This window comes from Pseudomonas sp. MN1F, assembly GCF_009391885.1.
Taxonomy (GTDB): domain Bacteria; phylum Pseudomonadota; class Gammaproteobacteria; order Pseudomonadales; family Pseudomonadaceae; genus Aquipseudomonas.
Genome location: NZ_VZII01000016.1, coordinates 54,104 through 68,386, shown reverse-complemented (window position 1 = coordinate 68,386; position 14,283 = coordinate 54,104). Strand labels below are relative to the sequence as shown.

Genomic DNA, 14,283 nt, shown 5'->3' with positions numbered 1-14,283 from the left:
CTCTTCGCGCCGAACCGCCGCGAAGAGGCCGGTGCTGGCTAAATCAATACTGGTAGCGAAGCAGCGCGTCGGGCAATGCATGCATGGCAAAGAACGCCAGCAACGCGATACACGCCGGCAACACCAGCCACCAAACTTTCTGCGGCAGTGCCATCAGCGGCTGTCGATGCTGCACCAGCGTCAGGCTCAGCGCACACACGCAACAGGCCAGCAAGGCCCCGGCCATGATGTCGGTCGGCCAATGCGCGCCCAGATACACCCGCGACAAGGCGATCGCCAGTGCCGGAAGGCAGCCCAGCATCACCCAGGTCAGGCGCATGCGCGGCGGCATGCCGCGACCTGCCAGTACCGCCAAGGTCAGGAAGAATGCAAACGATGCCGAGCTATGCCCGCTGGGCATGCTGTAGCTGGTCAGTGGGTCGGTCAGCACTTCTGGCCTTGCCCGGGCGAACAACCATTTCAGTGAGCCGTTGGCCAGCGCGGTGCCCATCAATGCACCGCCGGCAAACACGGCATGGCGCCACTGACGGGCCAGCAGTAGCAAACCGGTCAGCAAGCCGCCGAGGAAGAACTGCGTCTTGAAGTCGCCAAGCCGTGTCACCAGCACCACGGTGCCATCAATGGCCTGGCTGCGGTGTTCCTGGACCAGTGTCATGATCCCTTGGTCAAACTCGTGCAGGTAGGGCCAGCCGAGAAACAGGCCTGTCAGGGCGATGAAGCTCAGGCCGGCGATCAGCCGGGTGCCGTGACGCTGGTCACGGATACTGCTGTTCAGGCTCAGGCCAATCAGCACCGCCAGGGTGCCGACAATGATCCCGGCATCCAGCCAGAAACCTTCCGGCAAGGGCAGGCGCATGGCCGCACCGGTGGCCCAGCCTGGCAGCAGGTAAGCCACTGACCAGCCAGCACCGGCCACCAGGCTGACGGCGATGAAGCGCGGCAGCGGCATGTCGAACATCCCGGCGACCATGGGCAGCATCGGCCGCAGCGGGCCGATGAAGCGGCCGACCAGCAGGCTGGCGATGCCGTAGCGCTGGAAGTAGGCCTCGGCGCTGCCGATCCATTCCGGGTGGTGGCGCAGCAGCGGCAAGCTGCGGATGTTCTGGTGGAAATACTTGCCGATGGTGTACGACAACGCGTCACCGAGCAGGCCACCGAGGAACCCCAGCAGCAGGGTTTCACCCAAGGTAAATGCACCACTGCCAGCCAGCACGGCAACCGCGAACAGCAGCACCGTGCCTGGCACGATAATGCCGGCGATGGCCAGGCATTCCACGCAAGCCACCAGGAAAATCGCCAGGCCAAGCCACTGGGGGTTGGCGCTGAGCCAGCCGGTCAGGCTGTCGAGCCATTGGCCCATGTTTCAGCTTCCTTGTTCGAGGATGAAAAAGTCTTGCCCTTCGACTTGGCCCCGTCGCAGCGGGTTCCGGGTGCAGAAGCGGGCGAATTCGGCATCGACGAAGCGGTACGGCAGGTGCTCGTCGCGCCCGTGGGGGATGCCCAGGCGTGCCGCCTGGATCACCCGTGGCACGGCAATGCCGCAGTCTTCGACGTACAGGCGTTCGGGGTCGAAGCGTTGTGCGTCCCAGTGCGGCACTTTCAGGCCCATCGCCTTGCACAGCAGGGTCTGCCCGGCGCACAGGCGCTCGGGCGGGCGCAGGTTGCCGCTGGCATCGGGGTTGTTCAGTTGCATCTGCGCCAGGCTGTTGGCATCAGAGATGGCATCGACCCACGGGTAGGCCGACTTGATCAGTACCGCGTTACCCGGGCCCTGGGCACTGAAGTTGAGCGAGTCGCCACCGCGGGCGTAATACATGTAGATATGGCCGCCATCGAGGAACAGTGCCTTGCGCTTTTCGGTATAGCCGAGCGAGGCATGGCTGCCTTTGTCAGTGAGGTAGTAAGCCTCGGTTTCAATGATACGTGCGGCTAACCACAGGTTGCCGTGACGATGGCGAATGATCTTGCCCAGCAGATCCCTGGCCAGTTGCTGGGCATCGCGGTTGAAGAATGCGTCTGGAAGCGCGCGCTGAGGGCAGGGGGCGTCGAGCATTTACACGTCATCGGGTGGGGAGCGCAGGATCATAGCAATTTACATGCGGCAAGCGCGAACCTGACTGGGTTACCTGACATTTCTGTCAGTTGTGAAGCATTTTGGACGAAGGAATAATTTAACGGGTTCGAGTGCTAGCTTAATAAGGTGGTCAAATGAAGCGGGAGTCTCAGGACTTGGCGGGCCTTGAAGTAGCGGACCTGCATGGCTGGCAAGGGCGGGTTGTACTGAATGTTGGCGACCTGAATCACTATTGGGAAGTTTCTCGTGTCCTTGAAGAAGGTAATGACGAATTTGTACATCTTGACACGACAACTACACCTGGGCTTGTTTGGAACTGGTTTTCTGGTTACCTTTCGCAGCCTGCAATTGAATACTTCAAATCAAATTCAAGCCGAATAGATATGCGGGTCAAACGCAAAATTCTGAATGAGGTCAATATTCGGCTTGTTCATGTGGTCGGGCGAAAAGGGAGATATATAGATCAAATTATCGCGCTGACTTCCGGCAACCGCACCCTATTTCAGGAAGTTCCATTGCAAGGGGCCAAGATCCGGTTCAGCGATGGGTTTATCAAGCTGTATGAGGTTGACCCGAGCAACTACATCATGCGTGAGGGTGAGTCCGAAAAGGATTTTGTGCAGGCCTCGCGATTCCGTGAATTCCTGGAGGATGACATCAAGGCGTGGCGAGTTAGCGCGGTCGATTCTTTGTACGCCGAGAGAGTTGCCGAGGTGGAAGGAATCTTCTATAACTTGTCCCACGACACTATCAGTGTATTTATCCACAAGCCGGGATGGCCCAGAGGCACTATTCCAACCGTGCTCAGCGAGCCACAAGGTACGGCCAGCCCTGAGGCATTGGGTTTGCTTCCTAACGAAGTGGCGCTGATATACTACAGCAAGTTGGCACTGGGTAATTTCACTATGGCAGATGTGGCGGGCTACGCGGCGCTGCTCGCGCCCACCCGTATTGTTACCTCGGGCCGTATGGCAGTTATAGGCCTCGATAAATGGGTGGAAATATTCGACCTGGCCAAGCCCTTCAGAACTTCGCGTGAGGCTGGGTCGACTTGTCGTGATGCTGTGGCGGCGGCCTATGAACTCAACCCGCTGTTGGCTATTGCGAAGCGAGGGCAGGATGCTATCGAGTTGAGCCTGAGCCCTGCCAATGCCAGCGCAATCTGGCGCATGGGCGACGGCAGTGCCGGCAAATTGAAGACCGTGGATGGCAAAACCTGGTATGTGCCCCCAACTGAGCTGAACCCGGTCATAGCATTCGATAATGGGCACAAAACCGAAATCAAGGCAGGCTTGAAAGGCACGGTGCTTGAAGAGGTTCCGCCGAACCGGGTCGATACCGTCTATGTCTCGGTCGGCCAAGGCGCGCCAGAGATGACTTCGACGTTCATCATCGAGGACTCATCGCAAACACACTACTTCAAGTACACGCAAGTGGACGCTGGCGTGAAGCTGCAACTCTATTATCGCGACAAGTCTGGAAATGAAGTCACCGTGCCAGCGTCCGACATCGAATGGGAGGTCATGGCAGGTAACGGCAAGGTGACCCAGGAAGGTGTCTTCACCGTTGACGGCGCTGACTCAAGCCCGTTCACGATCATCAGGGCGATCGAGCCGGACGACAGATACTGGTATTGGGCGGCAGTCAATTTGCCCGTCCCGTTGGTGACCGCCGCTGACGCAATTAAAATGCTTTCCTAGCGTTCTGTTCGAATACCCGCTCGCAGGCCAGCTTGCGATTGAGCTGGCAGCCATGACTCTGAGGCTGCCAGTTACATCTTTCCTGCCCCTTTCTGACGGCCTTTTCCTACCATCCGTTAGCCACCGCTGGGCGTATACCTGCGCGGCAGTTATAATCAGCCGATTTCCCCTTCGCCAAGACACCGAACCCATGACTGAGTCCGTTCTTGACTACATGACCCGCCTGGGTCACGCCGCACGCCAGGCTTCCCGCGTCATCGCACGTGCCAGCACCGCGCAGAAGAACCGCGCCCTGCAGGCCGCTGCCGATGCGCTGGATGCTGCGCGCGCCGAGCTTGCCGCAGCCAACGAACTGGACCTGGCCGCCGGCCGTGCCAATGGCCTGGAGCCAGCGCTGCTCGATCGCCTGGCGCTGACCCCGGCGCGCATCGACGGCATGATCACCGGGCTGCGTCAGGTTGCAAGCCTGCCTGACCCGGTCGGTGCCATCCGCGACATGAGCTACCGCCCGTCGGGCATCCAGGTCGGCAAGATGCGCGTGCCACTGGGGGTGATCGGGATCATCTACGAGTCGCGCCCGAACGTGACAATCGATGCCGCGAGCTTGTGCCTGAAGTCGGGCAACGCCACTATTCTTCGCGGCGGCTCCGAGGCCATCCACTCCAATCGCGCCATCGCCATCTGCATCCAGCGTGGCCTGGCCGAAGCCGGCCTGCCGGCTGCCGTGGTGCAGGTGGTCGAGACCACTGACCGCGAGGCCGTTGGCGCGCTGATCAGCATGCCCGAGTTCGTCGATGTCATCGTGCCGCGCGGCGGCCGTGGCCTGATCGAGCGCATCAGCCGCGATGCCCGCGTGCCGGTCATCAAGCACCTGGACGGCATCTGCCACGTCTATGTGGCCGAGCACGCCGATCTGGACAAGGCCTGGCGCGTGGCATTCAACGCCAAGACCTACCGCTACGGCATCTGCGGCGCGATGGAAACCCTGCTGGTCGACCAGCGCGTGGCCGAAGGCTTCCTGCCGGAAATGGCCCGCCGCTTCCAGGAGAAGGGCGTCGAACTGCGTGGCTGCGAGCGTACCCGTGCGCTGATCGAGGCCAAGCCGGCCACTGAAGACGACTGGCACACCGAGTACCTCGACGCGATCCTGTCGATTCGCGTCGTTGAAGGCCTGGACCAGGCCATCGAGCACATCAACCAGTACGGCTCGCACCACACCGACTCGATCATCACCGAGCACCAGGGTCAGGCCCGCCAGTTCATGGCCGAGGTCGATTCGGCATCGGTGATGCTCAACACCCCGACTTGCTTCGCCGATGGCTTCGAATATGGCCTGGGCGCGGAGATCGGCATTTCCACCGACAAGCTGCACGCCCGCGGCCCGGTCGGCCTGGAAGGCCTGACCTGCGAGAAGTACGTGGTGATCGGTGACGGCCAGCTGCGTGGCCAGGAGTCCTGCTGAGTTGAGCAAGGCCCAGGCAGTCCGGCGCATCGGCATTCTTGGCGGTACCTTCGACCCCGTGCACATCGGTCACCTGCGCAGCGCGCTGGAAGTGGCCGAGTTCATGGCGCTCGATGAGCTGCGCCTGTTGCCTAACGCCCGCCCGCCACACCGCGATACCCCGCAGGTGGCGGCGCATGACCGCCTGGCCATGGTCCGTGAAGCGGTGCAGGGTGTCGATTGCCTGAGCGTCGATGCCCGCGAGCTTGAACGCGACAAACCGTCGTACACCATCGACACGCTGGAGTCGATTCGCGCCGAGTTGGGTGCCGACGACCAGCTGTTCCTGGTGCTGGGTTGGGACGCCTTTTGCGGCCTGCCCACCTGGCACCGCTGGGAAGAACTGCTGCAACACTGTCACATCCTGGTGCTGCAACGCCCGGATGCCGACGTTGAACCCCCTGACGAGTTGCGCAACCTGCTGGCTGCGCGCTCGGAGAGCGATCCCACCGCCATGTCCGGCCCGGCGGGGAATATTTCGTTCGTCTGGCAGACGCCGCTCGCGGTGTCGGCTACACAGATCCGACAGCTGCTGGCCAGCGGCAAATCGGTGAGGTTCCTGGTGCCGGACGCCGTACTGGCCTACATCGAGGCGCACGAACTGTATCGTGCCCCTAACTGACGGTGCCCCAGGGCGCCTCATCCAACGAGTTGAAGAGTTTTATATGAGCAAGCAGAAAATCAATGGCGAAGCACTGGTCAAACTGACCATCAGCGCCCTGGAAGACGTCAAGGCCCAGGACATCCAGGTCATCGACGTGCGCGAGAAGCACAGCCTGACCGACTACATGATCATTGCCACCGGTACCTCCAACCGCCAGATCAACGCGATGCTGGAAAAGGTCCGTGAAACGGTCAAGAAAGAGGGCGCGCAGCCTCTGGGTGAAGAAGGCAAGGGCGACAGCGACTGGGTGCTGCTGGACCTGAACGACGTCATCGTGCACATGATGACCGCTGCTGCCCGTCAGTTCTACGACCTGGAGCGCCTGTGGCTGGGCGCCGAACAGAGCCGTGCGGCCGATGCCAAGCACCACAGCCCGGAAAACGCCAGCGACTACTTCACCGACAAACTCAAAGACCGGGAATAAGGAAGCGTCGTGCGTCTGCGCCTGATCGCGGTCGGCTCGCGCATGCCCAAGTGGGTCGAGGAAGGCTGGCATGAATATGCCAAGCGCCTGCCCCAGGAGCTGTCGCTCGAGCTGGTGGAAATCCCGCTGAACACCCGTGGCAAGAATGCCGACGTCGCCCGCCTGATCCGTCAGGAGGGCGAGGCCATGCTGAGCAAGGTTCAGCCTGGGGAACGCATCGTCACCCTCGAGGTCCATGGCAAGCCTTGGAGTACCGAGCAGCTGGCGAGCGAGCTGGACCGCTGGCGCCTGGACTCGCGCACGGTGAATTTGATGGTGGGCGGCCCGGAGGGGCTGGCGCCTGAGGTCTGCGCGCGCGCCGAGCAACGCTGGTCGCTGTCGCCGCTGACCCTGCCGCACCCGTTGGTAAGGATACTCATCGGCGAGCAGATCTACCGCGCCTGGACGGTATTGTCCGGGCACCCTTACCACAAATGAGCCTGTAAGCAGTCCGATGTCGCAGCCGATCCGTCTCAAGGACCACGAGAAAGACGCCCGCCTGGTGCGTAACCGCGTCGTGGTCGGCGCGGTGGCGGTCATGCTGCTCATCTGCGTGCTGGTCGCGCGGCTGTACTACCTGCAGATCATCCAGTACGACTATCACTCGACGCTGTCGGAGAACAACCGGGTGCATGTGCAGCCGATTCCGCCGACTCGCGGGCTGATCTTCGACCGCAACGGGGTGATCGTCGCCGACAACCGGCCTAGCTTCAGCCTGTCGATGACCCGCGAACGTGCGGGTAATTGGCAGGAAGTGCTGGATACCATCGTCGAAGTGCTGGACCTCACGGCGGACGATCGGGCACTGTTCGAGAAGCGCATGAAGCAGGGGCGTCGGCCGTTCGAGCCGGTGCCGATCCTGTTCGAGTTGAACGAAGAGCAGATCGCCCGCGTGGCGGTCAACCAGTTCCGCCTGCCGGGGGTGGAAGTGGTCGCTCAGTTGGTGCGCCACTACCCACAGGGCGCGCACTTCGCTCATTCGGTCGGTTATGTCGGGCGGATCAACGAAAAAGAGCTGAAAACCCTCGATCCGGTGAACTACAGCGGCACCCACCACATCGGCAAGACCGGCATCGAGCGCTTCTACGAGCCCGAACTGCACGGCCAGGTTGGTTACGAGGAAGTCGAGACCAATGCCCGGGGCCGCGTATTGCGGGTGCTCAAGCGCACCGACCCGAAGCCGGGCAAGGACATCGTGCTGAGCCTCGACATCAAGCTGCAGGAAGCCGCCGAGGCCGCCCTGGGTGGCCGGCGCGGCGCCGTGGTAGCGCTCGACCCGCGTACCGGTGAGGTGCTGGCAATGGTCAGCCAGCCGAGCTTCGACCCCAACCTGTTCGTCACCGGCATCAGCTTCAAGGCCTATGCCGAGCTGCGCGACTCGATCGACCGGCCACTGTTCAACCGCGTGCTGCGCGGCCTGTACCCGCCGGGTTCGACCATCAAGCCGGCGGTGGCCATTGCCGGCCTCGACAGCGGGGTGGTCAACGCCAGCAGCCGGGTATTCGACCCGGGCTACTACCAGTTGCCCAACTACGACCACAAATACCGTAACTGGAACCGCACCGGTGACGGCTGGGTCGACCTGGACACCGCGATCATGCGCTCCAACGACACCTACTTCTACGACCTTGCCCACAAGATGGGTATTGATCGGCTGTCCAGTTACATGAACAAGTTCGGCATCGGCCAAAAGGTTGCCCTCGACATGTTCGAGGAGTCGCCCGGGCTGATGCCGTCGCGCGAGTGGAAGCGCGCCACCCGTCGCCAGGCCTGGTTCCCGGGTGAAACGCTGATTCTCGGCATCGGCCAGGGCTACATGCAGGCCACGCCGCTGCAGCTGGCCCAGGCCACTGCACTGATCGCCAACAAGGGCGTGTGGAACCGTCCGCACCTGGCCAAGACCATCGAGGGCCAGCCGCCGGTGGACCCCAACCCCATGGAGGACATCGTCCTGCGCGACAAGTCCGACTGGGCCAAGGTTACCCACGGCATGGAGCAGGTGATGCACAACGCCCGCGGCACCGCGCGCAAGGCGGCAACCGGTGCCCAGTACCGCATCGCCGGCAAGAGCGGTACCGCCCAGGTGGTGGCGATCAAGCAAGGCGAGAAGTACGACCGCAACAAACTCCAGGAGCGCCACCGCGACCACGCGCTGTTCGTGGCCTTTGCCCCGGCCGACGATCCGAAGATCGTGGTCTCGGTGATGGTCGAGAACGGTGAGTCCGGCTCTGGCGTTGCTGCGCCAGTGGTGCGGCAGATCATGGATGCCTGGCTGCTCGACGAGAGCGGCCGGCTGAAAAGCGAATTCGCGCCCGCCACCGTCGCCCAGGAAACGGCCCAGTGAAGAACAATTTCGATCGCATGCTCTCCAGCGAGGACGTGATGCGTCGACGCGCCAGCTTCCTGCAGCGCATCCACATCGACGGCCCCTTGCTGATCATCCTGCTGACCCTCGCGGCCGGCAGCCTGTTCGTCCTCTATTCGGCCAGTGGCAAGAACTGGGACCTGCTGCTCAAGCAGGCCACCTCGTTCGGCATCGGCCTGGTCTCGATGTTCGTCATCGCCCAGCTGGAGCCGCGCTTCATGGCCCGCTGGGTGCCGCTGGCGTATCTGGTCGGGGTGTTCCTGCTGGTGGTGGTGGACGTCATGGGCCACAACGCGATGGGCGCCACACGCTGGATCAACATCCCCGGGGTGATCCGCTTCCAGCCCTCGGAATTCCTCAAGATCATCATGCCGGCGACCATCGCCTGGTACCTGTCCAAGCGCACCTTGCCGCCGCACCTGAAACACGTGGCAATAAGCCTGGTGTTGATCGGCGTGCCGTTCATTCTTATCGTCCGTCAGCCTGACCTGGGCACGGCGCTGCTGATTCTTGCCTCCGGTGCATTTGTGCTGTTCATGGGTGGCCTGCGCTGGCGCTGGATCCTCAGCGTGCTGGCCGCGGCCGTGCCGGTAGCGGTGGCGATGTGGTTTTTCGTGATGCACGACTACCAGAAGCAGCGGGTACTGACCTTCCTCGACCCGGAAAGCGACCCGCTGGGTACCGGCTGGAACATCATCCAGTCGAAGGCCGCCATCGGCTCCGGTGGCGTGTTCGGCAAGGGCTGGCTGCTGGGTACCCAGTCGCACCTGGACTTCCTGCCCGAGAGCCACACCGACTTCATCATTGCGGTGCTTGGTGAGGAGTTCGGCCTGGTCGGCATCTGCCTGCTGCTGATCGTCTACCTGCTGCTGATCGGCCGCGGCCTGATGATCACCGCGCAGGCGCAGACCCTGTTCGGCAAGCTGCTGGCGGGCAGCCTGACCATGACCTTCTTTGTTTATGTGTTCGTCAATATTGGTATGGTCAGCGGCCTGTTGCCTGTGGTGGGGGTGCCGCTGCCCTTCATTAGCTATGGCGGAACTTCGTTGGTGACGCTGCTGTCAGCGTTTGGCGTTCTGATGTCGATCCACACGCACCGCAAATGGATCGCGCAGGTTTGAATAAGGTGAAGAATTTCATGCAAGCAGTGCGTAACTGGGCTGCCCGTTGTGCGCCGTGGATCGGCGCGGTGGGCCTGTTCGGCGCTGTACAGCTGGCCCAGGCCGGCGACTACGACGGCTCGCCGCAGGTGACCGAGTTCGTTCTCCAGATGAGCCGCGATTACGGCTTTGCCCCCGAGCAATTGAACGGTGTATTCCGTGAGGTGCAGCGCAAGCAGTCGATCCTCGACGCCATCTCGCGCCCGGCCGAACGGGTCAAGCCGTGGAAGGAATACCGGCCGATGTTCATCACTGACGCGCGCATTGCCCGTGGTGTGGACTTCTGGCGCCAGCACGAGGCGGTGCTGGCCCGAGCCGAGCAAGAATATGGCGTGCCGGCGCAGTACATCGTCGCGATCATCGGCGTGGAGACCTTCTTCGGTCGCAACACCGGCAACTACCGGGTGATCGATGCCTTGTCGACCCTGGCCTTCGATTACCCGCCGCGTGCCGAATTCTTCCGCAAGGAGCTGCGCGAATTCCTCCTGCTGGCCCGTGACGAGCAGATCGACCCGCTCAACCTCAAGGGTTCCTACGCCGGCGCCATGGGCCTGCCGCAGTTCATGCCGAGCAGCTTCCGCAACTACGCGGTGGACTTCGACGGTGACGGCCACATCAATATCTGGAACAACCCCGACGATGCCATCGGCAGCGTGGCCAGCTACTTCAAGCGCCATGGCTGGGTGGCCGGCGAGGGCGTGGTCAGCCGCGCCCAGGTCAGTGGGACGCGGGTTGACGAGGGCGTCACCAGCGGAATCGAGCCGGTCAAGACAGTCGGGGAGTTGCGGGCGCTGGGCTGGTCGAGCCATGATGCGCTGCGCGATGATCTGCCGGTGACTGCTTTCCGCCTGGAAGGCGACAACGGCCCCGAGTACTGGATGGGCCTGAAGAATTTCTACGCGATCACTCGCTACAACCGCAGCGTGATGTATGCCATGGCGGTGCATCAGCTTGCCGAGCAGCTGGTCCAGGTACGGGGTGTCAAGTAATGCGTGCAATCTTCTCTGCCAACACCTTCAAACTGCTGACCTGCATGACCGTTGGCGTGCTGCTGGTCAGCTGTTCCTCCAGCCGCCCGACCTCCCAGGGCGGCGGCAACGTAGTCCGCTCGCAGCCTGGCCTGGACATCAACCGGGCACACAAGGACGGCGCACCGTGGTGGGACGTGGACGTCAACAAGATCCCTGACGCCACGCCAACCGTGCACACCGGTGCCTACAAGGCCAACCCCTATACCGTGCTGGGCAAGACCTACTACCCGATGCAGGACGCGCGCAACTACCGCGCCGAGGGCACCGCATCGTGGTATGGCACCAAGTTCCACGGGCAGAACACCGCCAACGGCGAGCTCTATGACCTGTACGGCATGAGCGCGGCGCACAAGACCCTGCCACTGCCGGCCTACGTGCGGGTGACCAACCTGGCCAACGGCCGCAGCGTGATCCTGCGCGTCAACGACCGTGGCCCGTTCTACTCCGACCGCATCATCGACCTGTCCTACGCGGCGGCGAAGAAGCTCGGTTACGCCGAGATCGGTACCGCTCACGTGCGCGTTGAAGGCATCGACCCGCAGCAATGGTGGGCGCAGAAAGGCCAGCAGCCGCCGCTGATGCTCAAGGAGCCGCAGGTTGCCCAGACCCAGGCGATCCCGGCCAGTACCGGTCGCGTCGAGCAATGGACCCCGCCACCGCAGCAACACGCGGCGCCGGTGGTGCCGGTGCAGGTGGCTAACAACTACGTAGCGGCCGGCGGTGCTGGCAACGTTCTCCAGGTGGGTGCCTTCGCCAACCCGGATGCCGCCGAACTGCTGCGTTCCAAGCTCAGTACCATGGTCAGCGCGCCGGTGTTCATCAGCTCCATCGTGCGTAACCAGCAAACCCTGCATCGTGTGCGCCTGGGGCCGTTCAGCAGCCAGGGCGAGATCCAGCAGGCACAGGACAGCATTCGCCTGGCGAACCTTGGCCAGGCCAAGCTGGTCACAGCTGACTGACAGTTCTTGTGGGGGCCTTGCCCCCCACAAACTGTCGGTTTTGTCATGAATTGCCGGCCCCGGCCATGTACAATGTCGGCTTTTGCCCGCAGCGACATAAAGCCGCAGTTCGTGGGCCAGGCCGACGGCCACAAAAACTAGACTGACTGGCGCTGGGCACACGATGTGGCCCAGGGAACATCAGACCATTAGCGATTTTCGAGAGACGGATGAACATCACCAACCTTGCCAAACGACTTTGCCTGCCCGTACTGCTGATGCTCACGCCTGCTGCCTTCGCAGCAGAGCAGATGATGCCGGCGCCACCGCAACTGGCAGCCAAGTCCTACGTACTCATGGACGCGTCCAGCGGCAACGTGCTGGTCGAGAACAACGGTGACGAGCGCCTGCCACCAGCCAGCCTGACCAAGCTGATGACCGCCTACATCGCCACCGTCGACATCCGTCGTGGCCAGATTGGCGAGAACGACCCGGTCACCGTCAGCGAAAACGCCTGGCGTACCGGCGGTTCGCGCATGTTCATCAAGGTCGGTAGCCAGGTCACCGTCAGCGACCTGCTGCACGGCATCATCATCCAGTCGGGCAACGATGCCTCGGTCGCCCTGTCCGAGCACATCGCCGGCAGCGAAGACGCCTTCGCCGACATGATGAACAAGACCGCTGCCGAACTGGGCATGTCCAACAGCCACTTCATGAACCCGACCGGCCTGCCGAACCCAGAGCACTACTCCTCGGCTCACGACATGGCCCTGCTGGCCCGCGCGATCATCACCATCGACCCGGCCCACTACGCCATCTACTCGCAGAAAGAGTTCTTCTGGAACAACATCAAGCAGCCGAACCGCAACCTGCTGCTGTGGCGTGACAAGACCGTCGACGGTCTGAAAACCGGCCACACCGAAGAAGCCGGCTACTGCATGGTGGCTTCGGCCGTACGTGACGGCCAGCGCCTGATCGCCGTGGTGTTCGGCACCAACAGCGAGCAAGCCCGTGCTGCCGAGACCCAGAAGCTGCTGACCTACGGTTTCCGCTTCTTCGAAACCCAGACCTTCTACCAGAAGGGCACCGAGCTGACCCAGGCTCCGGTCTGGAAGGGCGCTACCAGTCAAGTCAAGGCTGGCCTGGCCAACGACCTGACCATGACTATGCCTAAAGGCCAATTGAAGCGCCTGCAGGCTTCGATGACCATGAACCCGCAGCTCACCGCACCGATCGCCAAAGGTGACGTGATCGGCAAAGTGGAAGTCAAACTGGACGAGAACGTGGTTCACAGCGCCGACCTGATCGCCCTCGATGGCGTCGAGGAAGGTGGTTTCTTCCGCCGTATGTGGGATAGCATCCGTCTATTCTTCTACGGGTTGTTCAACTGATACGTGACCTGCAAGCCCCCGCGCATCCTGCGGGGGCGTTGTTGTTGCCACGGCTTACGAGGCCGTTTCCGCCATGAGCGAACCTGACGTCAAGTCGCACAAAATCGAATTCCCCTGCGACGATTACCCGATCAAGGTAATCGGCGACACCGTTGTCGGCTTCAAGGACACGGTAATCGAGATCCTGAGCAAGCACGCGAAGGTCGACCTTTCCACCCTGGCCGAGCGCCAGAGCAAGGAAGGCAAATACACCACCGTGCAATTGCACATCGTCGCTGAAAGCGAGAACCAGCTGCACGACATCAACAGTGCCCTGCGTGCCACCGGCATCGTGAAAATGGTGCTCTGATGTCGCGTTGCCTCGGTATTCGCGAGCTTGGCCTGCAGCCCTATGAACCGGTGCTGGAGGCCATGCGGCGCTTCACCGAGCAGCGAAGCCCGGACAGCCAGGACGAAATCTGGCTGGTCGAGCACCCCGCGGTCTTCACCCAGGGCCAGGCCGGCAAGGCCGAGCACCTGCTGGTGCCAGGCGACATTCCGGTGGTGCAGACCGACCGCGGCGGCCAGGTGACCTACCATGGCCCCGGGCAGCTGGTGGCCTACCTGCTGCTGGACGTGCGCCGCCTGGGCTTTGGCGTGCGCGAGCTGGTCAGCCGTATCGAGCAGACCCTGATCGACTTGCTCGCCAGCTACGGTGTCAACGCCGTGGCCAAGCCCGATGCGCCGGGTGTCTATGTCGACGGAGCGAAAATCGCCTCCCTCGGCCTGCGAATCCGCAACGGCCGTTCCTTCCACGGCCTTGCTCTGAACGTGGACATGGACCTGGCTCCATTCCGCCGAATCAACCCCTGTGGGTATGCGGGGCTGGCCATGACCCAGTTGCGCGACCTGGCAGGTCCGATCGAACTCGACGAGGTCAGGACAAGGCTGCGCGGACAGCTGGTCAGGCACCTCGACTATGCTGAGCAGACGACCCTTACGGGCGGAATCGACTGA

General features: G+C 62.4%; 14 protein-coding genes. 12 read left to right on the top strand and 2 right to left on the bottom strand.

Annotated features, from left to right (window positions below; genetic code table 11):
* Positions 1-43: 43 nt before the first annotated feature.
* A complete protein-coding gene (locus tag F6X59_RS10670; protein ID WP_152956234.1) occupies positions 44-1,360 on the bottom strand; it encodes a bifunctional DedA family/phosphatase PAP2 family protein in 1,317 nt (438 codons plus the stop codon).
* A 3-nt stretch (positions 1,361-1,363) separates the two neighbouring features.
* Positions 1,364-2,053, bottom strand: coding sequence for a DNA-3-methyladenine glycosylase (locus F6X59_RS10665; protein WP_152956233.1), 690 nt, complete (start codon positions 2,051-2,053; stop codon positions 1,364-1,366).
* A 155-nt stretch (positions 2,054-2,208) separates the two neighbouring features.
* Between F6X59_RS10665 and F6X59_RS10660 the strand changes: the two genes are divergently transcribed.
* The 12 genes from F6X59_RS10660 (at position 2,209) to lipB (ending at position 14,283) form a co-directional block, all read left to right on the top strand.
* Positions 2,209-3,774 (top strand): hypothetical protein, encoded by a 1,566-nt coding sequence (locus F6X59_RS10660; protein WP_152956232.1) that lies wholly within the window; start codon positions 2,209-2,211, stop codon positions 3,772-3,774.
* 190 nt (positions 3,775-3,964) lie between these two features.
* Complete coding sequence (locus F6X59_RS10655) at positions 3,965-5,236, top strand: glutamate-5-semialdehyde dehydrogenase (RefSeq protein ID WP_152956231.1); 1,272 nt, start codon at positions 3,965-3,967, stop codon at positions 5,234-5,236.
* A 1-nt stretch (position 5,237) separates the two neighbouring features.
* Entirely contained in the window at positions 5,238-5,897 is a 660-nt protein-coding gene (nadD, locus tag F6X59_RS10650; protein WP_152956230.1) for a nicotinate-nucleotide adenylyltransferase, read from the top strand.
* Between the two features lie 43 nt (positions 5,898-5,940).
* The gene (rsfS, locus tag F6X59_RS10645; RefSeq protein WP_152956229.1) at positions 5,941-6,363 is read left to right on the top strand and encodes a ribosome silencing factor; all 423 of its coding nucleotides are present in this window, start codon (positions 5,941-5,943) and stop codon (positions 6,361-6,363) included.
* A 9-nt stretch (positions 6,364-6,372) separates the two neighbouring features.
* Entirely contained in the window at positions 6,373-6,840 is a 468-nt protein-coding gene (rlmH, locus tag F6X59_RS10640) for a 23S rRNA (pseudouridine(1915)-N(3))-methyltransferase RlmH (RefSeq protein WP_060479215.1), read from the top strand.
* Positions 6,841-6,856: 16 nt separating this feature from the next.
* A complete protein-coding gene (gene mrdA / locus F6X59_RS10635) occupies positions 6,857-8,746 on the top strand; it encodes a penicillin-binding protein 2 (RefSeq protein WP_152956228.1) in 1,890 nt (629 codons plus the stop codon).
* A gap of 38 nt (positions 8,747-8,784) precedes the next feature.
* Positions 8,785-9,888 carry a rod shape-determining protein RodA gene (gene rodA, locus F6X59_RS10630; RefSeq protein WP_177408561.1) on the top strand — a complete coding sequence of 368 codons (1,104 nt, stop codon included), beginning with the start codon at positions 8,785-8,787 and terminating at the stop codon, positions 9,886-9,888.
* A 17-nt stretch (positions 9,889-9,905) separates the two neighbouring features.
* The gene (gene mltB, locus F6X59_RS10625; RefSeq protein WP_152956227.1) at positions 9,906-10,916 is read left to right on the top strand and encodes a lytic murein transglycosylase B; all 1,011 of its coding nucleotides are present in this window, start codon (positions 9,906-9,908) and stop codon (positions 10,914-10,916) included.
* Positions 10,916-11,917, top strand: coding sequence for a septal ring lytic transglycosylase RlpA family protein (locus F6X59_RS10620; RefSeq protein ID WP_152956226.1), 1,002 nt, complete (start codon positions 10,916-10,918; stop codon positions 11,915-11,917). Before mltB ends, F6X59_RS10620 begins: the two co-directional genes overlap by 1 nt.
* A gap of 209 nt (positions 11,918-12,126) precedes the next feature.
* Positions 12,127-13,287, top strand: a complete 1,161-nt coding sequence (locus F6X59_RS10615) for a D-alanyl-D-alanine carboxypeptidase family protein (RefSeq protein WP_152956225.1) — start codon at positions 12,127-12,129, stop codon at positions 13,285-13,287.
* 73 nt (positions 13,288-13,360) lie between these two features.
* Positions 13,361-13,636: a DUF493 domain-containing protein gene (locus F6X59_RS10610; protein WP_003249736.1), complete on the top strand. Its 276-nt coding sequence runs from the start codon at positions 13,361-13,363 to the stop codon at positions 13,634-13,636.
* Positions 13,636-14,283: a lipoyl(octanoyl) transferase LipB gene (gene lipB, locus F6X59_RS10605; protein ID WP_152956224.1), complete on the top strand. Its 648-nt coding sequence runs from the start codon at positions 13,636-13,638 to the stop codon at positions 14,281-14,283. The genes F6X59_RS10610 and lipB overlap by 1 nt, the downstream gene beginning before the upstream one ends.

What these genes read in the sequence shown, in the direction of transcription:
- F6X59_RS10670 (WP_152956234.1), bottom strand. Translation starts at nt 1,360, where the DNA reads ATGGGCCAATGGCTCGACAGCCTGACCGGCTGGCTCAGCGCCAACCCC.
- F6X59_RS10665 (WP_152956233.1), bottom strand. Translation starts at nt 2,053, where the DNA reads ATGCTCGACGCCCCCTGCCCTCAGCGCGCGCTTCCAGACGCATTCTTC.
- F6X59_RS10660 (WP_152956232.1), top strand. Translation starts at nt 2,209, where the DNA reads ATGAAGCGGGAGTCTCAGGACTTGGCGGGCCTTGAAGTAGCGGACCTG.
- F6X59_RS10655 (WP_152956231.1), top strand. Translation starts at nt 3,965, where the DNA reads ATGACTGAGTCCGTTCTTGACTACATGACCCGCCTGGGTCACGCCGCA.
- rsfS (WP_152956229.1), top strand. Translation starts at nt 5,941, where the DNA reads ATGAGCAAGCAGAAAATCAATGGCGAAGCACTGGTCAAACTGACCATC.
- mrdA (WP_152956228.1), top strand. Translation starts at nt 6,857, where the DNA reads ATGTCGCAGCCGATCCGTCTCAAGGACCACGAGAAAGACGCCCGCCTG.
- rodA (WP_177408561.1), top strand. Translation starts at nt 8,785, where the DNA reads ATGCGTCGACGCGCCAGCTTCCTGCAGCGCATCCACATCGACGGCCCC.
- mltB (WP_152956227.1), top strand. Translation starts at nt 9,906, where the DNA reads ATGCAAGCAGTGCGTAACTGGGCTGCCCGTTGTGCGCCGTGGATCGGC.
- F6X59_RS10620 (WP_152956226.1), top strand. Translation starts at nt 10,916, where the DNA reads ATGCGTGCAATCTTCTCTGCCAACACCTTCAAACTGCTGACCTGCATG.
- F6X59_RS10615 (WP_152956225.1), top strand. Translation starts at nt 12,127, where the DNA reads ATGAACATCACCAACCTTGCCAAACGACTTTGCCTGCCCGTACTGCTG.
- F6X59_RS10610 (WP_003249736.1), top strand. Translation starts at nt 13,361, where the DNA reads ATGAGCGAACCTGACGTCAAGTCGCACAAAATCGAATTCCCCTGCGAC.
- lipB (WP_152956224.1), top strand. Translation starts at nt 13,636, where the DNA reads ATGTCGCGTTGCCTCGGTATTCGCGAGCTTGGCCTGCAGCCCTATGAA.